This is a genomic window from Tardiphaga sp., from assembly GCF_044336785.1.
Classification (GTDB): Bacteria; Pseudomonadota; Alphaproteobacteria; order Rhizobiales; family Xanthobacteraceae; genus Tardiphaga.
In genome coordinates this window covers 1-23,574 of record NZ_JBIIOT010000061.1, presented here as the reverse complement: position 1 = coordinate 23,574, position 23,574 = coordinate 1, and the positions used below count along the sequence as shown (strand labels likewise).

20 protein-coding genes are annotated in these 23,574 nt (G+C 64.1%); 12 read left to right on the top strand and 8 right to left on the bottom strand.

Annotated elements, in window-relative coordinates; translation table 11 throughout:
• Nucleotides 1–109: 109 nt before the first annotated feature.
• Together ACIQ2A_RS17315 and ACIQ2A_RS17310 are read left to right on the top strand one after the other, a co-directional pair.
• Nucleotides 110–1,573: a YcjX family protein gene (locus ACIQ2A_RS17315; RefSeq protein ID WP_398481430.1), complete on the top strand. Its 1,464-nt coding sequence runs from the start codon at nucleotides 110–112 to the stop codon at nucleotides 1,571–1,573.
• On the top strand, nucleotides 1,570–2,598 hold the full coding sequence (locus tag ACIQ2A_RS17310) for a YcjF family protein (RefSeq protein WP_398481427.1): 1,029 nt from the start codon (nucleotides 1,570–1,572) through the stop codon (nucleotides 2,596–2,598). Before ACIQ2A_RS17315 ends, ACIQ2A_RS17310 begins: the two co-directional genes overlap by 4 nt.
• Before the next feature lie 58 nt (nucleotides 2,599–2,656).
• On the opposite strand, the gene ACIQ2A_RS17305 is transcribed toward ACIQ2A_RS17310, so the two are convergent.
• Nucleotides 2,657–4,252 (bottom strand): glycosyltransferase family 39 protein, encoded by a 1,596-nt coding sequence (locus tag ACIQ2A_RS17305; RefSeq protein WP_398481425.1) that lies wholly within the window; start codon nucleotides 4,250–4,252, stop codon nucleotides 2,657–2,659.
• A 314-nt stretch (nucleotides 4,253–4,566) separates the two neighbouring features.
• Here ACIQ2A_RS17305 and ACIQ2A_RS17300 point away from each other — a divergent pair, with 314 nt between their 5' ends.
• The 4 genes from ACIQ2A_RS17300 (at nucleotide 4,567) to ACIQ2A_RS17285 (ending at nucleotide 9,378) form a co-directional block, all read left to right on the top strand.
• The gene (locus ACIQ2A_RS17300; protein WP_398481423.1) at nucleotides 4,567–6,660 is read left to right on the top strand and encodes a methyl-accepting chemotaxis protein; all 2,094 of its coding nucleotides are present in this window, start codon (nucleotides 4,567–4,569) and stop codon (nucleotides 6,658–6,660) included.
• A gap of 126 nt (nucleotides 6,661–6,786) precedes the next feature.
• Nucleotides 6,787–8,523 (top strand): adenylate/guanylate cyclase domain-containing protein, encoded by a 1,737-nt coding sequence (locus ACIQ2A_RS17295; RefSeq protein WP_398481421.1) that lies wholly within the window; start codon nucleotides 6,787–6,789, stop codon nucleotides 8,521–8,523.
• Between the two features lie 127 nt (nucleotides 8,524–8,650).
• Nucleotides 8,651–8,890, top strand: coding sequence for a hypothetical protein (locus ACIQ2A_RS17290; RefSeq protein ID WP_398481419.1), 240 nt, complete (start codon nucleotides 8,651–8,653; stop codon nucleotides 8,888–8,890).
• Between the two features lie 287 nt (nucleotides 8,891–9,177).
• Complete coding sequence (locus ACIQ2A_RS17285) at nucleotides 9,178–9,378, top strand: cold-shock protein (RefSeq protein WP_398481417.1); 201 nt, start codon at nucleotides 9,178–9,180, stop codon at nucleotides 9,376–9,378.
• A 176-nt stretch (nucleotides 9,379–9,554) separates the two neighbouring features.
• On the opposite strand, the gene ACIQ2A_RS17280 is transcribed toward ACIQ2A_RS17285, so the two are convergent.
• A complete protein-coding gene (locus tag ACIQ2A_RS17280; protein ID WP_398481415.1) occupies nucleotides 9,555–10,187 on the bottom strand; it encodes a hypothetical protein in 633 nt (210 codons plus the stop codon).
• 99 nt (nucleotides 10,188–10,286) lie between these two features.
• Between ACIQ2A_RS17280 and putA the strand changes: the two genes are divergently transcribed.
• Entirely contained in the window at nucleotides 10,287–13,274 is a 2,988-nt protein-coding gene (gene putA, locus ACIQ2A_RS17275; protein ID WP_398481412.1) for a bifunctional proline dehydrogenase/L-glutamate gamma-semialdehyde dehydrogenase PutA, read from the top strand.
• Between the two features lie 257 nt (nucleotides 13,275–13,531).
• Nucleotides 13,532–14,737, top strand: coding sequence for a CaiB/BaiF CoA transferase family protein (locus tag ACIQ2A_RS17270; protein WP_398481410.1), 1,206 nt, complete (start codon nucleotides 13,532–13,534; stop codon nucleotides 14,735–14,737).
• Between the two features lie 241 nt (nucleotides 14,738–14,978).
• Here ACIQ2A_RS17270 and ACIQ2A_RS17265 read toward each other — a convergent pair whose 3' ends face one another.
• The 3 genes from ACIQ2A_RS17265 to ACIQ2A_RS17255 form a co-directional block, all read right to left on the bottom strand.
• A complete protein-coding gene (locus ACIQ2A_RS17265; protein WP_398481408.1) occupies nucleotides 14,979–15,137 on the bottom strand; it encodes a hypothetical protein in 159 nt (52 codons plus the stop codon).
• A gap of 13 nt (nucleotides 15,138–15,150) precedes the next feature.
• On the bottom strand, nucleotides 15,151–16,647 hold the full coding sequence (locus ACIQ2A_RS17260; protein ID WP_398481406.1) for a hypothetical protein: 1,497 nt from the start codon (nucleotides 16,645–16,647) through the stop codon (nucleotides 15,151–15,153).
• Between the two features lie 143 nt (nucleotides 16,648–16,790).
• The gene (locus ACIQ2A_RS17255) at nucleotides 16,791–17,702 is read right to left on the bottom strand and encodes a hypothetical protein (protein WP_398481404.1); all 912 of its coding nucleotides are present in this window, start codon (nucleotides 17,700–17,702) and stop codon (nucleotides 16,791–16,793) included.
• 168 nt (nucleotides 17,703–17,870) lie between these two features.
• Here ACIQ2A_RS17255 and ACIQ2A_RS17250 point away from each other — a divergent pair, with 168 nt between their 5' ends.
• Nucleotides 17,871–18,482, top strand: coding sequence for a glutathione S-transferase family protein (locus tag ACIQ2A_RS17250; protein ID WP_398481402.1), 612 nt, complete (start codon nucleotides 17,871–17,873; stop codon nucleotides 18,480–18,482).
• A gap of 3 nt (nucleotides 18,483–18,485) precedes the next feature.
• On the opposite strand, the gene ACIQ2A_RS17245 is transcribed toward ACIQ2A_RS17250, so the two are convergent.
• The 3 genes from ACIQ2A_RS17245 to ACIQ2A_RS17235 are packed head-to-tail and all read right to left on the bottom strand — an operon-like array spanning nucleotide 18,486 to nucleotide 20,480.
• Nucleotides 18,486–18,983, bottom strand: coding sequence for a TPM domain-containing protein (locus ACIQ2A_RS17245; protein ID WP_398481400.1), 498 nt, complete (start codon nucleotides 18,981–18,983; stop codon nucleotides 18,486–18,488).
• Nucleotides 18,983–19,864 carry a TPM domain-containing protein gene (locus ACIQ2A_RS17240; protein WP_398481398.1) on the bottom strand — a complete coding sequence of 294 codons (882 nt, stop codon included), beginning with the start codon at nucleotides 19,862–19,864 and terminating at the stop codon, nucleotides 18,983–18,985. Before ACIQ2A_RS17240 ends, ACIQ2A_RS17245 begins: the two co-directional genes overlap by 1 nt.
• Nucleotides 19,865–19,871: 7 nt before the next feature.
• A complete protein-coding gene (locus ACIQ2A_RS17235; RefSeq protein ID WP_398481396.1) occupies nucleotides 19,872–20,480 on the bottom strand; it encodes a LemA family protein in 609 nt (202 codons plus the stop codon).
• A 186-nt stretch (nucleotides 20,481–20,666) separates the two neighbouring features.
• On the opposite strand from ACIQ2A_RS17235, the gene ACIQ2A_RS17230 reads away from it, so the two are divergent.
• The 3 genes from ACIQ2A_RS17230 to ACIQ2A_RS17220 form a co-directional block, all read left to right on the top strand.
• On the top strand, nucleotides 20,667–22,229 hold the full coding sequence (locus ACIQ2A_RS17230; protein ID WP_398481394.1) for an AMP-binding protein: 1,563 nt from the start codon (nucleotides 20,667–20,669) through the stop codon (nucleotides 22,227–22,229).
• Nucleotides 22,230–22,654: 425 nt separating this feature from the next.
• Nucleotides 22,655–23,158, top strand: coding sequence for a winged helix-turn-helix transcriptional regulator (locus ACIQ2A_RS17225; protein WP_398481447.1), 504 nt, complete (start codon nucleotides 22,655–22,657; stop codon nucleotides 23,156–23,158).
• A partial coding sequence (locus ACIQ2A_RS17220) for an MATE family efflux transporter (RefSeq protein WP_398481392.1) occupies nucleotides 23,155–23,574 on the top strand: 420 nt, incomplete at its 3' end. The genes ACIQ2A_RS17225 and ACIQ2A_RS17220, both read left to right, overlap by 4 nt.

Genomic DNA, 23,574 nt, shown 5'->3' with positions numbered 1-23,574 from the left:
GACGAAGCTGTAACACGCCGTGAGCCAACTTGATTTCAGCCTGATAATCGCCACCTTGTCATCGCGTTCCATCATGTCCGCGAACGCATCGGGAGCACCAACGCGAATTATGGCCAGCCTGTCCGAACTCGTCGAAGAAGCCCGGCTGTCCGCGCGCGCATTGCTCGATTATGGCGACGGTCTGTTCAATCCCACCGTGCGGCTTGGCGTCACAGGCCTGTCACGCGCCGGCAAGACGGTGTTCATCACGGCATTGGTGCATGGACTGACGCGCGGCGGCAAATTCCCGGTGTTTGAATCGCTGGCGACGGGCCGCATCGCCAAGGCGCGACTTGCCCCGCAGCCTGACGATGCGGTGCCGCGTTTCGCCTATGAGCAGCATCTCGCCACACTGATCGATGAGCGGCGCTGGCCGAACTCGACGACGGATATCAGCGAGTTGCGCCTGGTCATCGACTATCAGCGCAAGAGTGGCGCCGAGCGGACGCTGACGCTGGACATCGTCGACTATCCCGGCGAGTGGCTGCTGGATCTGCCGCTGCTCAACAAGAGCTACGAGGAATGGTCGGCGGAGAGCCTCGCATTGTCGCGGCAGGGACCGCGCGCGACGATCGCGGCCGGCTTTCTCGCACATCTGGCGACGCTTGCGCCGACCGCGCCGGAGAACGAGCTGTTCACGCTCACTGCGGCAAAACTGTTCACCGACTATCTGCGCGCCTGCCGCGACGAACGTTTCGCCATGAGCCTGCTGCCGCCGGGCCGCTTCCTGATGCCGGGCAATCTCGCGGACTCGCCCGCGCTCACCTTTGCGCCGCTCGATGTCGCCGCCGATGGCAGCGCGCCGGATGGCTCGCTGTGGGCGATGATGAAGCGGCGCTACGAGGCGTATAAGGATGTCGTCGTCCGGCCGTTCTATCGCGATCACTTTGCGCGGCTGGACCGGCAGATCGTGCTGGTCGATGCGCTCTCCGCCTTCAATGCCGGACCGGAGGCGCTGCACGATCTCGAAGCCGCACTCGCCGGCATCCTCGACAGTTTTCGCATCGGCCGCAGCTCGATCCTGAGCACGCTATTCCGCCCGCGCGTCGATCGCATCCTGTTCGCGGCGACCAAGGCCGATCATCTGCATCATCTCAGCCATGACCGGCTTGAGGACGTGCTGCGGCAGATCACACGCAAGGCGCTGGCGCGCTCGGAACTGTCGGGCGCCGCCGTCGATGTCGTCGCCATCGCCGCCGTGCGCGCGACCAAGGAGGCGCTGGTGCAGCGCGGCCGCGACAAGCTTCCCTCGATCCTCGGCACGCCGGTGGCCGGCGAATCCGCCAATGGCGAGATCTTCGACGGCGAAACCGAAGTCGCGACCTTTCCCGGCGATCTGCCGACCGATCTCGATGGCCTGTTCGCCGGCGGTGCCTTCACGGGCCTGTCCAGCGCCAGCGCCGACAAGGCGGACTATCGCTTCCTCAAATTCCGTCCGCCATTGCTGCCGCGCATCGGCGACGAGGAGCCGGCGCTGCCTCATATCCGCCTCGACCGCGCGCTCCAGTTCCTGATCGGAGACCGCCTGCAATGACCGACCGTACGCGCCGCCCGGCCACGTTCCGGCTCGACGATCCCCATGTCACCGTGATGGATGGCGAGGACGATATCGGCCGCCTGGCCCGCGGCACCATCCGCATCACGCCGGAGCCCGAGCCGCAACTGCCTGTGACCATCGACGAACCGCTGCGCCCCGTGCGAAAAGGTTTTGGCTGGGGCACGCTGTTCTGGACGACACTCAGCGGCCTGGTGCTGCTCGGCCTCGGGCTTGGCGCCAAGCACCTGATCGACGACCTGTTCGCCATCAATGATGCGCTCGGCTATCTCGGCCTCGGCCTCGCCGCGCTGATGTCGCTGGCGCTCGTCGTGATCATCGCACGCGAGGCGCTCGGCCTGATCCGGCTCGCCACCATCGAGAAGCTGCATGCCCGTGCGCTCGCGGTGATCGCCAGCGACGATCGCGCCGAGAGCCGCGCGGTGCTGGCCGATTTGCTCAAGCTCGCCCACAGCAATCCCCGCCTCGCCCGCGCGCGCACGGCACTGCAGGCGCATGCCGGCGAGATCATCGACGGCGCCGATCTGATCCGTCTCGCCGAACGCGAATTGATATCGCCGCTGGATATCGAGGCCCGGCGGCTGGTCTCGGTCGCCGCCCAGCGCGTGTCCGTCGTCACCGCGATCTCGCCACGCGCGCTGGTGGACATGCTGTTCGTGTTCGCCGCCGCGATCCGCCTGGTGCGGCAACTGGCAAAACTCTATGGCGGCCGCCCCGGCGCGCTCGGCATGATCACCCTGCTGCGCCATGTGGTGAGCCATCTCGCCATCACCGGCGGCATGGCAGCGAGCGACAGCATGATCCAGCAGGTGCTCGGCCACGGCATCGCGGCCAAGCTGTCGCAGCGTTTGGGCGAAGGCATTCTGAACGGACTGCTCACTGCGCGTCTGGGTCTGGCCGCCATCGACGTGACCAGGCCCCTGCCCTTCACGGCCCTGCCGCGCCCGCAGCTGGCAGATCTCGCGAAGGATCTGGTGCGGAAGAAAGACGCTGAAGAGCCGTAGGGCGGATCAGGCGAAGCCGTCATCCGCCGCTCTTCGCCACATAACCTCGGCCGGCGGATTACGCTGCGCTCATCCGCCCTACGAGAAGGGCCAGCGACGGCGGCCGATAGAAGGGCGTATCCGGCGGCGGATTGAGGTCCGGCGTCCAGTCGGTGAGTTTGTCGATCTGGAAGGCGCGCATCGGGGTGCCGCGCCAGAGCGTGTTGAGTTGGGCCAGCGGCTGCAGCTTTGCACCCGCGCTCAACAACAGCGCACGATATTCCTCGTCAGGCTGCGCGATGTAGAGGCCCGTGTGGTCCTTGATGCGGTCCATGCCGGGATCGCGGAAACCGAGGAAGCGCGAGCGTTCGTTGACCTGGATCACCGGGACGCTGTCCTTCAGGTGCCAGCGCAGCATCGCATAGACGCGGTAGTTGGTGGTCGCGATCCAGGTGGCGCCGGTGGCGCGCAGTTCCTGCTCCGCGCGCGCGGCAAGGCCGTCATAGCCAGCCTCGGTGCCGATCGGGTCGTTGCGACCGAGCAGATTCCATGGCGCCGCCACGGAATAAAGGAATGCGAGTAGGACGAAGGGAATGCCGACGGCGATCGATATCGTGATCCAGCGCCAGGAGTCGCGCACTGTCCTCGCCGACCAGCCGTCTTGCGCAAGGCGCGTGACATTGATCGCCGCCACGGCCATGGCCGGTGGCCACATGAACATCGGCCAGGTATCGCCGACGCGCAACGTCAGCGACCGCCACACGAAATAGGCAAACGGCAGCAGCACGGCGAGCGACAGCAGCAGCGACACCGGATCGCGTTGCCGCGCACCGCGCCACAGCGTCAGCACGCAGGCCGACACCAGCACCGGGAACAGGACAAAACCGACCTGCGCGAATTGCAGGCCGATGAACTCGCCAAGCGTACTCAGCGAGACATCATGCGGCGCTGTCACGCGGACGAACTGGAATTTGAACGACGCCCAATCATGCCCGGCATTCCAGATCAACACCGGCGACGACACGGCCAGTGCGATCAGCACCGCGAGCCACGGATACGGGCTTGTCAGCCAGCGCATCCGCCAATCCGGCACCAGCATGAAGACGAGGATGGCCGGCACGGTGAGCACCACCGTGAGCTTCGACAGCAGCGCGAGCCCGCCGAACAGTCCGGCGGCCAGCCACCAGCGGCCGTCATCGCTGTCCGCCAGCCGCACCAGCGACCACAGCATGGCCGTGGCAAACGGGATCATCGCCACATCCGGCGCCACCTTGGCCATCAGCAGCCCGTAATACAAAGCCGCTTCCGTCATCAGCACGGTGACGATCACGGCGCGCCAGTCCCGCGTGACGCGGCGGACGATATCCGCCAGCAGCAATTGGGTGACCGCCATCGCGACGATGCCCGCAAAGCGAACGCCGAACGCGGTGTCGCCGAACAGCGCCGTGCCGCAACGGATGAACCAGGCGATCATCGGCGGATGATCGAGGAAGGACAGCACGCTCTCCTTCGACCAGGTCCAGTAATAGGCCTCGTCGGTGCGCAACTCGAACAACCCGGCATAGACCAGCCGCATCGCGGTCATCGCAGCGACAAGTGCGAGCAAGGCCAAGAGCTGCCCGCGCCTGGCCGGATCGCGGGTCGAATCCGGGCGAAAGACGGTGTGGTCCGTCATGACCGACCGATGTGGTGCAGGGCGCAGCTTGTCACGGGCGGTGTTTCCCCGAGATCGATAGGCGCACGCAACCCTGAATGGAACCCGCAAGACTTCGGGCGGAACAGTTGCTGCACCGCAACTTTGTTCGCCTGATGACTGTACCATGGTAAGGCATCGATAATTTTTCGCGTTTAATATCAGCACCTAACGAAATTTTGCGACGCAGCATGTCCGACCGGGCGTCGCCATGTCGCCCCTCTCTACTTGGAGATCGACCGATCCTCCAAGCTGTTTGAATCCGTGCGCCCGGTGCGCCATGAAGTGAGGCTTCGATGTTGAAACATCTGTCCGTAACGGCCCTGCTCACCTCGGTCGTTGCCATCATGGCGAGCTGCGTCGTGGTTTTCCTCGGCATCAACGCCTGGGATTCCTTCACCAAGCAGCGGATTGCCAACCGGGTGGCGCTGGTCGCCACCGCATCCGGCCAGATGTTCACCGCCATGCATAATCTGCGCATCGACCGCACCAACACCACCCGCCGGATGAATGCCGACGTCATCATGGCGGCATCCGATGCCACCAACGTCAAGGGCTACCGCGACCGGGAGATGACGGCGCTGCGCGGCGCGCTCGCCACCCTGCGCGAGCTCGACCTCCCCGATCGCGACCGGATGCTGGCCGAGTTGACCCGTCTCACCGAGAAGCTGGACGCTTTGGAGAAGGACACCTGGGCGCAAATGGGGATGGCCAAATCCGCGCGGCGGCTCGCAACGCTGAAAGACTATATGGATGTCAGCGAGACCGTGCTCGCCACGCTCGACCAGGATTCCATCAAGCTGGCATCGAGCATCAAGCACAATGACGCCGTGATCGATCAATTGCTGACCATCAAGCAGATGGCTTGGCTGGTGCGACTTCAGGTCGGCGAGATCGGCCTGATCACGGCCAATGCGCTGAGCGGCCAGCCGCTGCCGCCAAACCCGCTCAGGGTCTATACCAAACTGGTCGGCAGCATCGAGACCGCATGGCAGGCGCTGCAGGCCTCGCTCATGGGATTGCAGATGTCGCCCGAATTCACTGCGGCAATGAAGGCGGCCGATACGGGCCTGTTCGACAAGCAATTCACCGACCAGCGCGACCGCGTGACGGAAGCTGTGCTCACCAACGGCAAACCTGAAATCACCATCAGCCAGTGGGGACCCATGATTACCTCGCGCCAGTCCGCCGTGGTCGATGTCGCCGATCGCACCCTCGATATGGCGGTGAAGCACGCGACCGAGCGGTCGGCCGCGGCACAGCGCACGTTGATCCTGCAAGTCGCACTGCTGATCGCCGCCATCGCGCTCGCCATCGGCAGCATGGTCGCGCTGCGCAGCCGGGTGATCCGGCCGCTCCGCCATATCCGCGACGCCATGCTGAAAGTCGCCGGCGGCGATCTCACCAGCGATCTCGCGCTGCCCCAGCGCAAGGACGAGATCGGCGCCCTCGCCGATGCACTCGGCACATTTCGCCAGAACGCCATCGACAAGGAGCGCATCGAGGCCGAGCAGCGCTTGCAGGATTCCCGCGCGGCGCAGCGCCAGCAGGCGATCGAGGCGCATATCAAGACCTTCGAGCAGCAGATGCATGAGCGGCTCGCCGCTTTGCGCGACGCCTCCGGCCAGATGCAAACGACGTCGGAAGGCATGTCCGACGTGTCGAGCCAGACCAACAGCCAGGCGCGCCTCGCCGCCCAGGCCTCGAGCACGGCCTCGACCAATGTCCAGAGCGTCGCGGCTGCTTCGGAAGAACTCAGCACCTCGATCAATGATATCAGCCGCCAGGTCGCCCATGCCGCGGCGATCGCCGGCCATGCGGTGGACCAGGCCAAGCAGACCGACAGCACCGTGCAGGGCCTCGCCGCATCCGCAAACCGGATCGGCGAAGTGATCGGCCTGATCGGCGATATCGCCAGCCAGACCAATTTGCTCGCGCTCAACGCCACCATCGAAGCCGCACGCGCCGGCGAAGCCGGCAAGGGCTTTGCGGTGGTCGCATCGGAGGTGAAGTCGCTGGCGACCCAGACCGCAAAAGCCACCGAAGAGATCACCCAGCAGATCGCTGCGGTCCAGAAAGTCGCCAATGAAGCCATCGAGGCCATCAAGGCGATCGGCGGCACCATCGGCGAGGTCAGCGAAGTGGCCACCGCCATCGCCGCCGCCGTCGAGGAACAGGGCGCTGCCACGTCGGAGATCAATCGCAGCACCCAGCAGGCAGCCCAAGGTACCAGGGATGCGTCCGACAATATCGTCAGCGTCACCGCCGGCGCGGATGCCACCGGCCATGCGGCGCGCGACGTGCGCACCGCCGCCGAAGCGCTTGGCACCCAGACCCGAGAGCTCGGCAATCAGGTGAACTCGTTCCTCGGCAATATCCGGGCCGCCTGAGCCCGGCACGACACCGATCATCCGGGGGCCATGTGTGACCGCAGCCCCCGGACATCACGGGACAGCCGGCTGCCTGGCCCTTCCCGAACGGCCGGGATCGCGATACAGCATGATCCGACCGATGACATGACAACGCTCCCGCACTCACGCGCCGCCATTTCGTTTCGCGGCATCGGCCTGCGCCAGATCCGGCTGGCCTGCGGCACGGTGCTGTTCACCTATCTGGTCAGCCACCTCACCAATCACGCGCTCGGCAATATCTCGATGGACGCGCTGCAGGCCGGCGTGGTCATCCATGCGGGCATCTGGCAGTTCTTTCCGGTCGCGGTGCTGTTCTATACATCTGCGCTGATCCACGCCTCGCTCGGCGTCTGGGCGCTGTATGAGCGGCGCCAGTTTCTGTGGCGGACCATCGAACCGGTGCAGCTGGTGCTCGGCCTCAGCATTCCCGCACTGATCGTCGCCCATGTGGTGGCGGTGCGCCTCGGCGAAAACATCTACGACATCGACCGCAGCTATCCGCAGGTGTTCTCGAGCTGGCTCGGATCATCGCTGCGGCTCTGGGCGATGTACACCGTGGTGCTGGTAGCGTGGACCCATGGCTGTATCGGCCTGTATTTCTGGCTGCGGCTGAAGACCTGGTTCAGGAGCATAGCGCCGTGGCTGCTCGCCGCGGCCGTGATGCTGCCGACACTGGCACTGCTCGGCATCTTCCAGGGGCAACGCTTCGTCGCTGCGAACATCGCCAGGCCGGAGTGGCAGGCCGCCAATCTCGGCCCCGGCCAGGTCGGCACACCGCAACAGCAGGACATGCTGGCGAGCATCACCGACGCCCTGCTGATCGGTTATGCCGTGCTGCTGATCGGCGTATTGGCGGCCCGCGGCATCCGCATCGTGATCGAACGGCGCGTCGGCATGATCAGCCTCGCTTACGAGGGTGGACGGACCGTGCGGGTGCCCGTTGGCCTCAGCGTGCTGGAGGCCAGCCTGCGCCACAAGGTGCCGCATGCCAGCGTCTGCGGCGGCCGTGCACGTTGCTCCACCTGCCGTATCCGCATTACGAGCGATCTCACGGTGCTGCCCGAACCATCGGCGCGCGAGAGCTTCGTGCTCAACCGGCTCGGAACCGATGGCGATCCGGCGATCCGCCTCGCCTGCCAGCTTCATCCGACAGCCGATCTCGCTTTCGTGCAATTGCTGGCCCCACATGGATCGAGCGCCAACGCACACGCGGCGCATCCGGCGCGGATTGGTCAGGAGCGCTATCTGGTCTGCATGTTCGTGGACATGCGCGGCTCCACCATGCTGGCGGAAAAGCGCCTGCCCTACGACACCGTGTTCATCGTCAATCGCTTTCTCGCCGCCGTCTCGCAGGCCGTCGTCGCCGCGGGCGGCAAGCCGAACCAGTTCATCGGCGACGGCGAGCTGGCGCTGTTCGGGCTGAATTGCGATCCGCAGACCGCCTGCCGGCAGGCGCTCAAGGCCGCGGCGCAGATTGCCGAAAATATCGACGAATTGAATCAAGCTTTACAGCACGACCTGCCGGAACCGTTGCGTTTCGGCATCGGCATCCATGGCGGCGAAGTCATCGTCGGCGATATCGGCTATCGCGACAATATGGTGTTCACCGCACTCGGCGATCCCGTCAATGTCGCAGCACGCCTGCAGGACATGACCAAGAGCCTGTCCTGCGCCGCCATCGTGTCGGAGGATGTATTCATCAGCGCCGGCGTCGATGCCGGGGCACTGGCGCCGCACGATCTGCCGGTGCGCGGCCGCATGGCGCCGATCAAGGTGCGCGCCGTCGCGGATACCAGATTGCTACTCGCATTGCCCGCAGGCGAAACAACGCGCCCCGCCTGAACACGTGTTCAGAAAATTCCTGCAACTGCGCTTCGAACCCGCTCCGAAAGGGGTGCGACGAACTGGTGACGGATCACTTCACCGATCCCGCAACCAGCGCATCGCGCACTACTGAAGGAGTAAGACCATGTTTCGCAAACTCGCACTCGCATTCGTCGCAGCCGCTTCTCTCGGCGCGGCAGCCCTGGCGCCATCCGCAGCATCCGCCCATGGCTGGGGCTGGCACGGCCATCACCACCACCATCACGGCTTCTATGGCCCCAGCTTCCGTGTCGGCTATGTCGGCGTCGGTCCGGGCTGCTACGTCACCCGCCGCGTGATGACCCCGCACGGCCTGCGCTGGCGCACGGTCAATGTCTGCTACTGATCATCTGTAGTCCCGACAGACAGGCCCCGGCTGCCCGCCGGGGCTTTGTCGTGCAGTGCAGTATGGCGCGACACTGCTACCAATGGCGCCACTGGACTGCGTCAAACCGCCCCGTACGCGACCAAAGCACGCGACTGATTTCAAACTGCGCGCGAAATTCGCGATTGCCGCCTACCCTTTGTGCTGTCAAGCTGCGGTACCCGCGCGTAAGCTACGTGGGTCGGATCGACCTGTTGGCGGGGATTGGTCATTCGTTCTGGCATGAGATCCCGCGGAGACGACGTGTGATGGCTAAAGGTACTGTGAAGTGGTTCAACGCAACCAAGGGCTATGGCTTTATTCAGCCATCGGCCGGTGGCAAGGACGTGTTCGTGCATATCTCTGCGGTTCAGAAGGCTGGCCTGCAGTCGCTGAACGAAGGCCAGACGATCGAATTCGAGGAAGTCGCCAACCGCGGCAAGACCTCGGCCGAGAATCTGAAGGTCTGACCCGAGACGGCGTGATTTGGGGGACAGTGGCCAGCAGCGGCGAGATCGCAGTATGGCCAATGGACGCGAAGTCGATACGCCTTTATCGTCAAATACATTCGGCAGGGCGGCTTGAGCGAGCCTCCCATGTGCAGGGCGTTTTGCGCACTGAGCGCATCACGCAATGACAACTGCCCTCAATCTTCCTTGACCCATTGCGCGACCGGCATCACCGCCGGGGGCTGCAGATAGGCCTGGGTCCACATATCAACCGCCCACTCGGTACCTGTCACCTTGTCGCGCAGCACCGCCGTGTTATGCGGCGTCTGCAGCGCCAGCGCATTGCCGCGATAATGCGGATTGCCGACCGTGTGGTGCTTCAGCATGCCCCAGTTCTGCATGATCCAGAGCAGGCTGGTGACGTTCCGCGTCGTGTCCCAGCAATCGTAGTTATGCGCGTCATCGCGGTGACGGATATCCGCCTTGGCGACGCGCTTGTCGGTGCCGAGCACAGGGCCCAGGCGACGATCGAACCAGACCACGGCCTTCTGCGCCGCCGCGCGCTCTGCGGCGGCCGATGCCTTACCGGACGCCATGATCTTGCCGAGCGCCACGCGATCCGCCGTCGAGAGGTCGAAGATGTGGCGACGACGGCAGACAAAACCGTAGCAGACCGTCATGGAACTGGCCGAAGGCGGATAGATCGAGACCGATGAGTAGAGATCGGCAACCTCGCGCGACATCTCGACGGCATCGGCCGGCGCGGCGAGCATGCTGCCGACCAGAGCGGCAGCGACAAGCGCACTACTTTGCAAATTTCCGAACGACATCAATCCGTCACCACACGTTGGAAGCCTTTGCCGAAACTAGCCGAGGGCCCCTATGATGCCAAGCGCCGCCGAATCCCTGCCATCGCAAGGCTGTGCATGATGTCCGCTTTCTCCGCGCCTTATGCGCCCGACGATACCGCCATCGCCGCAAAGCTGCTGACCACGGCGCGGCTGGCGCCGGAACAGGACGCCCGCATCGACGCGACCGCGACACGGCTAATCGCGGCGATCCGCGCCCGCGACGACCGCTTTGGCGGCGTCGAGGACATGCTGCGCGAGTATGCGCTCTCCACCAAAGAGGGCCTGGCACTGATGGTGCTGGCCGAGGCGCTGCTGCGTGTGCCCGATGCGCGCACCGCCGACGCGTTCATCGAGGACAAGCTCGCCGACGGCGACTTCATCCATCACGAAACAAAATCGACCGCATTCCTCGTCAATGCCTCCGCCTGGGCACTTGGTCTCTCCGCTCGCGCGATCCAGCCCGGGGAGACACCGCAAGGCACGCTCGGCCGCCTCGCCAAGCGCATCGGCCTGCCCGCGGTGCGCACCGCGACACGCCAGGCGATGCGGCTGATGGGCAGCCACTTTGTGCTGGGCGAGACGATCGACGACGCCTTGAGGCGTGCCGGCAAAGCCAGCGAGCGCGCGCCGCGCTATTCCTATGACATGCTCGGCGAAGGCGCCCGCACGGCCGAGGATGCGCAGCGCTATTACGACTCCTATGCGGCGGCCATCGACGCCATCGGTCATGCAGCGGGCTCCAGGTCCCTGCCCGACAGGCCGGGCATCTCGGTGAAACTTTCCGCCTTGCACCCGCGCTATGAAGCCGTAAGCCGCAGCCGCGTGATGACCGAATTGGTGCCGAGGCTGATCGCGCTGGCGCAGAAGGCGAAAGGCCACGATCTCAATTTTACGATCGATGCCGAGGAAGCCGACCGGCTCGAACTGTCGCTCGATGTGATCGATGCGACCATCGCCGATGTCTCGCTCAAGGGCTGGGAGGGCTTTGGCCTCGCCATCCAGGCCTATCAGAAGCGTTGCATGGCCGTGATCGATCATATCGATGCACTGGCGCGACAACATGATCGCAGGCTGATGGTGCGCCTCGTGAAGGGGGCCTATTGGGATACCGAGATCAAGCGCGCGCAGGAGCGCGGGCTCGACGGCTATCCCGTCTTCACGCGCAAGGCGATGACGGACCTGAACTATGTCGCCTGCGCGCAAAAACTGCTGGCGCTGCGGCCGCGCATCTTCCCGCAATTCGCCACCCATAATGCGCTGACAGTGGCAACCATTCTCGAACTGGCCGAGCGCAGCGGCGGTTACGAATTCCAGCGCCTGCATGGCATGGGCGATGCGCTCTATGCCCAACTCGGCAAGGACCACCCGGATATCCGATGGCGGACCTATGCGCCGGTCGGCAGCCATCGCGACCTGCTCGCCTATCTCGTCCGGCGGCTGCTGGAGAACGGGGCCAACTCGTCCTTCGTTGCGGTTGCTGCTGATGAGACCGTGCCTGTGGCGACATTGCTGCGGCGGCCTGCAGATCTGATCGGCAGCGCCGATCATGCGAGCCACGGCAGAATTCCGCTGCCACGCGATCTCTACGGCAATGCGCGCGTCAATTCGTCAGGGGTCGAGTTCGGTGAACGCAAGGCGCTGGATCGGCTGCTGGCGGATGTTGCGGCAAGCAAGCCAGCGAGCAGCGCCATCTCAGATGCATCACCCGCTCAGGCGAACGAGGCCATCGCAAATGCGATGGCAGGCTTCCTGCCATGGCGCCAAGGACCTGCCGATGCGCGTGCCGCCTTGCTTGAGCGCGCCGCCGATCTGCTCGAAGAACGTCGCGCCGCGTTCATCGCGCTCCTGCAGAGCGAGGGCGGCAAAACGCTCGACGATGCCCTCGGCGAAGTCCGCGAAGCTGCCGACTTCTGCCGCTACTATGCCGCGCAAGGCCGAAACCTGTTCGGCAATGGCGAGGTGATGCCCGGCCCGACCGGCGAGAGCAATGTGCTGCAGCTTCGTGGTCGCGGCGTCTTCGTCGCCATCTCGCCGTGGAATTTTCCGCTTGCTATCTTTCTTGGCCAGATCGCCGCCGCACTGATGGCCGGCAATGCCGTGGTCGCCAAGCCGGCTGAGCAGACACCGGCCATCGCAGCGATGGCTATCGCATTGCTGCATGAAGCGGGCGTGCCGGCACACGCCCTGCATCTCGTTCAAGGTGACGGCCGCATCGGTGCTGCGCTGGTCGCACATCCTGCAATCGCCGGTGTCGTCTTCACCGGATCGACGGAAGTCGCACGCGCGATCAACCGCACGCTCGCCGCCAAGGACGGCCCGATCGTGCCGCTGATCGCCGAGACCGGCGGCATCAATGCGATGATCGTCGATGCCACCGCGCTGCCCGAACAGGTCGCCGACGACGTCGTGACGTCCGCATTCCGCTCCGCCGGCCAGCGCTGCTCGGCGCTGCGGCTGCTGTTCGTGCAGGACGATGTTGCGGACCGCATGATCGAGATGATCGTCGGCGCCGCGCGCGAGCTGAAGATCGGCGATCCCAGTGATCCCTCAGTGCATGTCGGGCCCGTTATTGACACCGAAGCCAAGGACAGAATCGATGCACACATTGCGCTGATGAGAAATAATGCACGGCTGCATCACGCCGGCATCGCGCCGTCCGGCAATTTCATCGCACCGCATGTCTTCGAACTCACCAGCGCGCGACAGCTGACCGAAGAAGTGTTCGGCCCGGTGCTGCATGTGGTGCGCTATCGCGCGGCCGATTTCGACAAGGTGCTGAGCGACATCGCCGCCACCGGCTACGGCCTCACCTTTGGCATTCATTCGCGTATCGACGACATGATCGAGCGGACCATCGCGCGGCTGCCGATCGGCAATGTCTATGTAAACCGCAACATGATCGGCGCCGTGGTGGGCGTGCAGCCGTTCGGCGGCTTCGGCCTCTCCGGCACCGGACCGAAGGCCGGCGGCCCGCATTATCTCACGCGTTTCGCAACCGAGCAGACAGTCAGCATCAATACCGCTGCCGCTGGTGGCAATGCAGCATTGATGACAGCGAACGACTAAGCTCCCCCTCATCCTGAGGAGCCGCGTAGCGGCGTCTCGAAGGATGGCTGCAAAACACGGGCGCTTCCCATGTCATGGTTCGAGACGGCGCTTCGCGCCTCCTCACCATGAGGGACGGAGCACGCAACAGCGGCACAGCGTCCCATTTCCGGCCGTTGCATCACCCCTGCAAGATGGTTCAAATGCCCCGCCGGAGTCGCCATGGAATTAAATTCCGGCAGGCGGCAAGACCAACAAAATGCGACGGGAGTGATGCGATGGAAGACGGTTTGTTCAAGGGGCTGAAGGTTCTGGACTGCGCGAGCTTCATCGCCGCACCCGCTGCCGCCACCGTGCTGTCCGACTTCGGTGCCGACGTCATCAAGATCGAGCCGCCCGGCGCCGGCGATCCCTACCGTAACCTGCCCAACCTCCCCGGCTATCCCAAGAGCGAACACAACTACGCCTGGATGATGGAGAGCCGCAACAAGAAGAGCCTCGCGCTCGATCTTGCCAAGCCGGAAGGCCGCGAGGTGCTCACCAAGCTCATCGCCGAAGCCGATGTGTTCATCACCAATTTCCCGCCGCCGGTGCGCAAGCGCCTGAAGATCGCCTATGAGGACATTGCGCCGCTGAACGACCGGCTGATCTATGCGTGCTTCACCGGCTATGGCGACAAGGGCGCCGAGGCCGACAAGCCCGGCTTCGACTCGACCGCCTGGTGGGCACGCTCGGGCATGATGGATCTCGTCCGCGCGGATGACGATACAGTGCCGGCGCGCTCCATCGCCGGCATGGGCGATCATCCCTGTGCCATGGCGCTGTATGGCGCCATCGTCTCCGCGCTCTACAAGCGCGAGAAGACCGGCAAGGGCTGCCAGGTGAAATCCAACCTGATGGCCAATGGCGTGTGGTCGTCGAGCGTGCTGGCCCAGGCCAAGCTGTGCGGCGCCACCTTCGAGAAACGCCGCGGACGCCATGAAGCGCTCAACGCCGTGACCAATCACTACAAGTGCCGCGACGGCCGCTGGATCATGCTGTCGCTGCTGGCCGAAGAGAAGATGTGGCCGGCCTTCACCACCTGCATCGAGCGCGAAGACCTGCGCGACGATCCGCGCTTCATCACCAAGCCCGACCGCCATGCCAATTCAGTGGCGCTGATCGAGATCCTCGACGAAGTGTTCGCCAAACGCGACTTTGCCGACTGGCGCAATCGCCTCGATGGCAAAGGCCTGGTGTTCGGCTTTGTCGGCATCCTCGACGACATCCCGCACGATCAGCAGATGAAGGACAATGACGTGCTGGTGCCGTTCGAGAATTCGGACATCCTCACCATCAACAGCCCGATCTGGATCGGCGGCGAGACCAAGCGCAAGCCGCGCCTGCCGCCCTCCATCGGCCAGCACAGCGACGAGATCCTGCGCGAGATGGGCTATGATGATCATCAGATCGAGAAGCTGCGGGCCGCGGGCGCGGTGCAGTAGCGGTTACCTAACCTCTCCCCGCTCTTTGCGGGGAGAGGTCGGCGCGCCTTCGCGCCGGGTGAGGGGCATGGCACGCGACCCGTCCCAGATTATCACTCTCGAATCTCTCTGAATGATACATGCGAGACATCGGTGAGACCCGATGGACCGCGCTCGGTCGCGCGACCAAACCATGCCCCTCACCCGCCCGGCTTCGCCGGACGACCTCTCCCCGCGCAAGAGCGGGGAGAGGTTAAGAACCTCACCTCGCCAGCAGCCACCCAAAGAACCCGAGCCCCAGCAGCACCGCGATCGCCACCGCCCAGACGCTGACGCGGATGTCGCTCACCGTCTGTTTCTTGCTCTCGTTCTCATTGATGACAGCGTCGCGATCCTTGATCTCTTTCTCGGTCTCGTTCATCGCCCAGCCTTTATTACTTCACAAAACACATGCCGATGCGTGAGTCTGCGCTGCCACTTACGCGCTGGCAGCTCAGCCCATCGGCACAGGTCCAGGACGCAAAGCTCGCATCCGTGCGTCCCTTATCCCGACGATAGCAAGTCGCGCCCCAGCCATCGAGCACGGATGTGCCGGCAAGCTCCGCGCTGCCACGCGCCTGGGGCCGGTCGGCGAATCCGCGCGAAAAATCCGGTGCCTTCCCATCGCGCATGGACATGACGATGGCGCGACGGCGCGGCTGGTCGCCGACGAAATGCGGCGATGCGGGAACAACACCTTGCACGACCTGCCCGCCTGACGTGTCCGCGCCGGTGAAATGAAAGCCGCCGATGCCGCGGATCTGGTGGCACCCGCCGCAGGTGATATCGCTGAGGCGCCGCGCAAAGCCGGCCGGCGAGCGGATATTGTCCAGCGCACCGCCTTGCGCCACGGCGCGCTCCAATGCGGTGACAACGTCGCGTTCGGTGAAAACGCCCTTGCCCCTGTCATCCGCCATCAGGCCGAAAGCCGGCTGCAGGGCCGATGGCGCAAAGCCGACCGGCGTCGCGGCCAGCGATGTGGTGGCCAGGAATTTTTCCGGGATCAGCAGCGTGCCGCGGTCGAGCGCGCGAAAATTGTCGGGCGCCATCAGCCAGTCGCGAAAGTCGCGGCCGAGCGAGGGATCAGCGAGCAAACGATCACGATCGATCTGGTTTTCCATCGGCGCTTCGCGAAACTGCTTTGTCGCCGCATCGACGTGAAACACCTTTTGCAGATAGTCAGTGCGGAAATCCTGTGCCTCCGACTTCGGTCGATGCCCGATCTGCAGATTGGTCTCGATGCGATCGATCTGCGCGGCATTTACTGCCGCCAGCGGTCCATCAGCTGCGGTCAAACGATCCGCAAGTGCCTGGCCTGTTTCCGTGAAGGTCGATGCGGCGAGCCAGCGCCTGGCAAGATCGGCGCATGTGATGCTCTCATCCGCTGTCTTCGCATGCAGCACGAGATTGAGCGTCATCGGCAGGCGCGACGGCGTGGTGCCGGCATTGCTGCGGACCAGCCGATAGATCAGCCGGATCTCGCCGCAACTCTCCGGCGCCACATAGGCGCGGTCCATGCGATTGACGATGCCAGCCAAAGCGAAACGCGTGTCCGGCGATGTAAGCATCGCCCTATCGAACAACAGCACATCGTGCCCCGCGCCGACGCCGATGCTTTCATGCGGAGATCGCGCGCTATGGTCGGCGAGATAGCGGGTGAAGGCGACATCCAAGACTGCATGGATCGGCGCCATGCCCGGCAGAGCGAATAGCAGGTCATTGGCGATGGGCTGTGTCGAGGCAGGCGCCAGCATCTGCGCAAGACCGAAACGCGACGCTTCGAGCGCATGCAGCGCCTGTGCATCGGCAATCGCCAAACCACTGCCCTCCGCCCGCGCATCCACCGACACGAGGCAAAACAATACGGCAAGCAGGCGAGAACGAAGGCGCACGGCACAATCCCGACAGGTCAGGATGCAAGGCTAGCGCAAAACAGACGAGGAGCGTAGGGCGGATGAGCGAAGCGTCATCCGCCGGCCCAGCGCATGTGGCGAAGAACGGCGGATGACGGCTTCGCCTCATCCGCCCTACGGTCTCAACGCGCGACGATCAGGCCGCGGCTGGTCACCACGGTCCATTTGCCATCCTGCTTGCGGACGGCATCGACACGGCCGAGGCCGGGGACGGGATCGCCGGGATAGACCTCGAAAATGCCCTGGCGGCCTTCGATGGTGGCGCCGCCGGCGGCCACATCGACGATGCGCCAGCCATCCACCGTCGGCAGGCGGGCGACTTCGGGCTTCGGCGCCGGGGTCGGCGTGTTGTTGATCGAGCCGGTGACTTCCTTGGCGGGCGCAGACGCCACGGGAGCCGGCGTCGGCGCGGGAGCAGCGGCGACAGGAGCCGGTGCCGGCGGCGGCGCGGTGCGCAGCTTCTCGACGGCTTCGTTCAGCTTGGCGATCTTGGCATTGGGCTCGGCCTGCGCCTTCTCCAGCTTGTCGAGACGATCATTGAACCGGGCGCGCGCCGTGGCGGTCGCCTTGTTGGCCTTGTCAGCATCGGCCTTCAGCGCCGCAACTTCGCTTTCGAGACGGGTGATGTGCTCTTCCAGCGCATGCGTCGCCGACTTGCCATCATCAGACGCCAGCAGCTTGCCGAGGCCCGATGTCGCCATCGTGCCGCCCACGGCACCAACAGTGATGCCGACCGCGATCATGGCGGCAATCGCCAGCATGCGCGTGGTGCTGTTCTTCTGCTCGTGCTCGATGCGCGGCTCGGAATTGACCATGTCTTCCCAGGAGCGCTCGCGCTTGTGCTCGTCGCGCTGCGCGCCATCCAGCGTCGGCCCCATCAGGCTGATGCGGCCGGGGGCGCCGAGCTTCGGCGCTTCCTTCCGCGCACCGCTGGCGCGGTTTGCGTCGCCCGGGCCGGGCACCAGATTTGGCGAATCCACATGCCTGTTGCGGTCATTTGCGTCAGGGGTGAAATCGGCGCTGTGCTCGCTCACGGTAAAAGTCTCCAGGATCGTTCAACCTTTTGGTAACTTTCATTGCTTGCCAAAGTCTTACTGGCGCGCCCGGTTACGAAAATTTCACCTCTGTTTCGGGCGGCTGCTCGGCTTGACCCTGCCGCTAGCCCACCGCACAACAGACGCAACGACAACACAGGAAACGCCATGAAACTCTACGATTCCATCGGCCCAAACCCGCGCGTGGTGCGCATGTTCATGGCCGAAAAGGGCATCACCCTGCCCGCCCAGACCGTCGATCTCGCCGCCGGCGAGAACCGGGAGGCCGCGCATCTGGCGCGCAATCCGCACGGGCAGATGCCGACGCTGGAACTCGACGATGGCAGCTTCCTCTCCGAGACCGTGGCGATCTGCGAGTATGTCGAGGAGATACAGCCGCAGCCGGCGCTGATCGGCACCACGCCAGCCGAGCGTGCGGAAGCGCGGATGTGGCGGCAGCGTGTCGATCTGAACATCTGCCAGCACATCGCCAACGGCTATCGTTTCGCCGAAGGGCTGAAGCGGTTCCAGACGCGGATCGTCTGCGTGCCGGAAGCCGCACCTGGGCTCAAGAAGATCGTGACCGATCGGCTGCAATGGCTGGAAGGCCAGATGGGCGGCAAGCCGTTCATCGCGGGCCACCGCTTCACTATGGCGGATATCGTGCTCTATTGCTGGCTCGATTTCGCCGACAAGGTCGGCCAGCCCTGGGACCGCGGCCATACGAAGATTGCGGCGTGGTTCGAACGCGTGGGTCAGCGCGAGTCGGTGAAGGCGTGAGCGCTACAGCACCACCGGCGCGTCGGGGAGTTCGTTCACCGCCGCACCGTCTTTCGGGAAATGCAGCACGAGATGCTCGCTCACCGCCGCGATCCCCGCGATGACGCCCTGCTCGAAACGACCGGCGCGGAAATGCACTTCCATCATCTGGCAGATCGCTTCCCAGCCCGCCGTGCCGACGCGTCTGTCGATGCCGCGATCGACCACAATCTCGACGTCGCGATCGGCCAGCAGCAGATAGATCAGCACGCCGTTATTGTGTTCGGTGTCCCAGATGCGCAGTTGCGAGAACACGTCGATGGCGCGGTCGCGCGCGGCCTGATTGCGGAATAGCGGGGCGCCATCCAGCGCCCCCTCGACCACGAAGCGAATCTGGCCGGCATGCGTGGCCTCGCTTGTCTTGATGGCCTGCTCAATCGCTGCCATCGCCTTCGGCGGAAAGGCCTTGCGGACGCGGGCGCTATTGCTGAGCAGATGCTTGCCGATACGTTTGAGGCTCATCACCAACTCCCCGAGGCGCCGCCGCCACCAAAGCTGCCGCCACCGCCGCTGAAGCTGCCGCTGCTGGATGAGCTCGAACTGCCGGACGACCACGAGCCACCGCTGCTCCTTGACGAGCCGCCGCCACCACTCGATCCGAACGCGTCACCAATCAAACTAACAATGCCCGCGATCACGCCGAGTAACAGCGCGACGGGGAAACTGCTGAGCACCACCCACATGCCCAGCGTGATCAGCCCGCCGAAGGCGAGCGAGCCCAACAGGCGACCGAGAACTGTCCGCAAAATACTGCCGAAGAACACCGCACCGAACAGCAAGAACGGCGCATATTCGAACATCTGCTCGAACACGTCCGAATTCCCGCTCCATTCGGATTTCGCAGCCGGCGCCGGCAGCGGCTCGCCGTCGATCACCTTGATCATCCGCTCGGCACCGGCGGTAATGCCACCGGCAAAGTCGCCGCTCTTGAAGCGCGGCGCGATCACTTCATCGATGATGCGCTTGGTGGTGGCATCGGTGAGCGCGCCTTCGAGGCCGTAGCCGACTTCGATGCGCAATTTGCGGTCGTTCTTCGCGACCAGAAGAATGGCGCCGTCATCGACCTTCTTGCGGCCGATCTTCCACGCCTCGGCGACGCGGATGGAGAACTGCTCGATGCTCTCGGGCTGGGTGGTCGGCACGATCAGCACCGCGATCTGGCTGCCCTTCCGCGTCTCGAAGTCCGCCAGCTTCCGGCTGAGCTCCGCCTGATCGCTGGATGACAGCGTGCCGGTCTGGTCGACCACGCGGCCGGTCAGCGCCGGCACGGCGACGTCCGCAGAGGCAGGCGCGCCGCAGCAGAACAGCAGCAGCGCCAGCAGGCCGGCCTGGATCAGCCTCATCGCGTCACTACTTCGCCGGCGCAGGCGTCGGATTGAAATCGACCTTGGGTGCCGTGGAGATCTCGCTCTCATTGGCGACGGAGAAATTTGCCTTCTCCTTGTAGCCGAACAGCATGGCCGTCAGGTTGTTCGGGAAGGTGCGCACGCCGACATTATAATCCTGCACCGATTTGATATAGCGGTTGCGCGCGACGGTGATGCGGTTCTCGGTGCCTTCGAGCTGCGACATCAGGTCCTTGAACAGCGCGTCGGATTTCAGCTGCGGATAATTCTCGGTCACGACGAGCAAGCGCGACAGCGCGCTGGAGAGTTCGCCCTGCGCCGCCTGGAATTTCTGCAAGGCGCCGGGATCATTCACCACATCGGCTGTTGCCTGCACGCTGCCGACCTTGGCGCGGGCATTGGTGACACCGAGCAGCACATCCTTCTCCTGCTGTGCAAAGCCCTTCACGGAGTTGACCAGATTGGGCACGAGATCGGCGCGGCGCTGATACTGGTTCACGACCTCCGACCAGGATGATTTCACCTGTTCGTCATTGGTCTGGATCGCGTTGTAACCGCAACCGGACAGGCCGAGGGTCGCGACTGCCACCAGCACGGTTAAAAACTTGCGCATCTTTGTCTCCTGTGACGAACCGAACACCCGGCGGGTTTCTAGCACAGGCAAACTCCGGGAGTCGCCACAAGTTCGCACGCAACATGCTGCGCTGCGCGCATCGGATTGTATTTGCACGCACCGGAATCGTTGCTAGCCTGCCCGTCATCATCGGCCCGCAGAGGCCGGGACATAAGGGAGAATGCGATGACGAACGTGCTCAACACGTTTCCGACCTTGGGCGTGCAAACCTTGCGTGCACTGGCGCGCTATCCGGATCGCATCGCCTTCAGCTGGCCCGGCGGCTCCCTCACCTATCGCGGCGCCACCGAGATGATCGGGCGGCTGCAGAGTGTGTTCATGACACTCGATGCAAGGCCTGGCACCAGGGTCGCGCTGCTGACGGCAAACCGCGCAGAGACATGGTGCACCGGCGTCGCCGCACAATTGTCGCGTTGCGCCATCACCTGGCTGCATCCTTTGGGATCGTTGCAGGATCAGATCGACCAGATCGAGGACTCCGAGGCGCAGATCCTGGTGATCGACGCCGCCAATTTCGGTCCACGCGGCGGCGAACTGGCCGCCAAAGCGCAAGGCCTGCGACATGTGTTCACGCTCGGCCGCGCGGATTACGGCATCGATCTTCTCGACGTGATCGACAAGAACGGCACCGCCACCGCACGCGACTTCGCCGAGGTCGATGATATCGCAGTGCTGAATTACACCGGGGGCACGACCGGGAAATCAAAGGGTGCGCTGCGCCGGCATCGCGAGACTGCGGGATTCGCCAATGCCATTCTCGCCGATTTCGAAATCCCGGACACGCCGAGCTATCTCACCGTGGCGCCGATCAGCCACGTGGCCGGCACAAAAGTGCTACCCACGCTGATGCGCGGCGGCACGGTGCATATGCTGAAAGGCTTCGATCCCGAGGCCGTGCTGAAAACGATCGAACGCGAGCGCATCAACTTCACGCTGTTCGTGCCGACCATGATCTATGTGCTGCTCGATCATCCGGCGTTGTCGAAGACCGATCTCGCCTCGCTCGATCTCGTGCTGTATGGCGCATCACCGATGTCGCCGAGCCGGCTGGTGGAAGGCATCGAGCGTATCGGACCGGTATTCTCGCAGCTTTACGGGCAGACCGAATGTTATCCGATGTCGGTGCTGCGCAAGGCAGACCATGATGTGAAACAGCCCGACCTGTTTCTGTCCTGCGGCTTCCCGATCGCCATGTGCGATGTCCGCATTCTCGACGATGACGACAATGAGGTGGCGCGTGGCGAGCCCGGCGAGATCTGCGTTCGCGCACCGCATGTGATGCTGGAATACTGGAAGCGGCCGGAGCAGACGGCGGAGACATTGAAGAACGGCTGGCTGCACACCGGCGACATCGCGCGAATGGACGAGCGCGGCTACATGTTCATCCTCGATCGCAAGAAGGACATGATCGTCTCCGGCGGCTTCAACATTTTTCCGCGCGAGATCGAGGATGTGCTGACCGCGCATGATGATGTCGCCATGTGCGCCGTGGTCGGCATTCCCGACGACAAATGGGGCGAAGCCGTCACGGCTGTCGTTGTGACGCGCAACGGGACGCAGCCGAATGCGGAGGCGCTGATCAATCTCGTGAAGGCGCAAAAGGGCTCGGCCCATGCGCCGAAACATGTGAAATTCGTCACGGAACTGCCCATGACCAGTGTCGGCAAGATCGACAAGAAAGCGCTGCGCGCGAGCTTCTGGGTCGGGCGGGAGCGGATGGTGGGGTAAATCGCCACGTCATCCCCGCGAAGGCGGGGTTCCATAGCCACCGTCGGAGTCGCGATACTGCGCAGCGACCACGCTTGAATGACCACTTCGGAGGTTATGGGTCCCCGCCTGCGCGGGGACGACAAATGTTTGGAACCGCGTTTTAACTTTTCAAGCGCAAGCCGATGCTTTACCGGAAATCATCGTCGTCCACTTGGGGTCATTATGTCCTGGTTCCAGCTTCCGTTTCGCGAGCAATTGCTTGTCGGCGCCGCGATGGCGCTGACCTTTGCTGTTTTCTATGTCGCCGGCATGCAGGCCGGCGGTCACTGGTAGATTTCTTCAGCCCGGATTGAGTTACCGGCGTCGAATGCCGGCAACTCCATCCGGGCTGCTTTTGGCCAAGTGACTTGCATGATGATAGTTACCCGCCTATCTTCGTCGCCATGCAACGCAAGAGCTTCAACAAGATGGAGTGCCCGGTCGCCCGCAGCCTCGAGCGGGTGGGCGAATGGTGGAGCATCCTCATCATGCGCGACGCCATCTACGGGCTGACGCGCTTTGACGAGTTTCAGAAGAACTTGAACATCGCCCCGAACATGCTGACCCGGCGCCTTGCGGTGCTGGTCGAGGCCGGGTTGTTGGAGAAGCGGCTCTATTCCGAGAAGCCGCCGCGCTACGAATATATCGTTACACCGCGCGGCCGCGATTTCCGCTCCGTGCTGTGGTCATTGCAGAGCTGGGGCAACCGGCATTTCGCCCCCGAAGGCGAAAGCGTGGTCCTGATCGACAAGGAAAGCGGCGAACGCGCCGAACCGATTCTGGTCGACCGCCGCACCGGCAAGCCGATCACCGAAGCCACTCACACCAATGCGCCCGGCCCCGCCGCCAGCGCACGCCTGCTGCGGCGTTACAACAAACCGCGCCCACAGAAGGACGGACTCCAATGAAACTCGAAACGCCGCAGGCGATCGCCGCCGCTCGTCCGGCGCCCATTCCGGAGATGAATCCGCGCACCCGCATGCTGCTGCAGGCGCCGATCGCCTCCACGCTGGTCAAGCTCGCCTGGCCCAATCTGCTGGTGATGCTGGCACAGGCTTCGACAGGGCTGATCGAGACCTGGTGGGTGTCGCATCTCGGCAGTGATGCGCTGATCGGCATGGCCGCGGTGTTTCCCGGCTTCATGATGATGCAGATGCTGTCGGCCGGCGCCATGGGCGGCGGCATTTCCTCGGCGATCGCCCGCGCGCTCGGTGCGCGGCGCACCGATGACGCCGAGGCGCTGGTGCTGCACGCCACCTTCATCAACATCCTGCTCGGCCTGATCGGCTCGGCGGTGTTCCTGATTTTTGGCCGCGCCATCTAT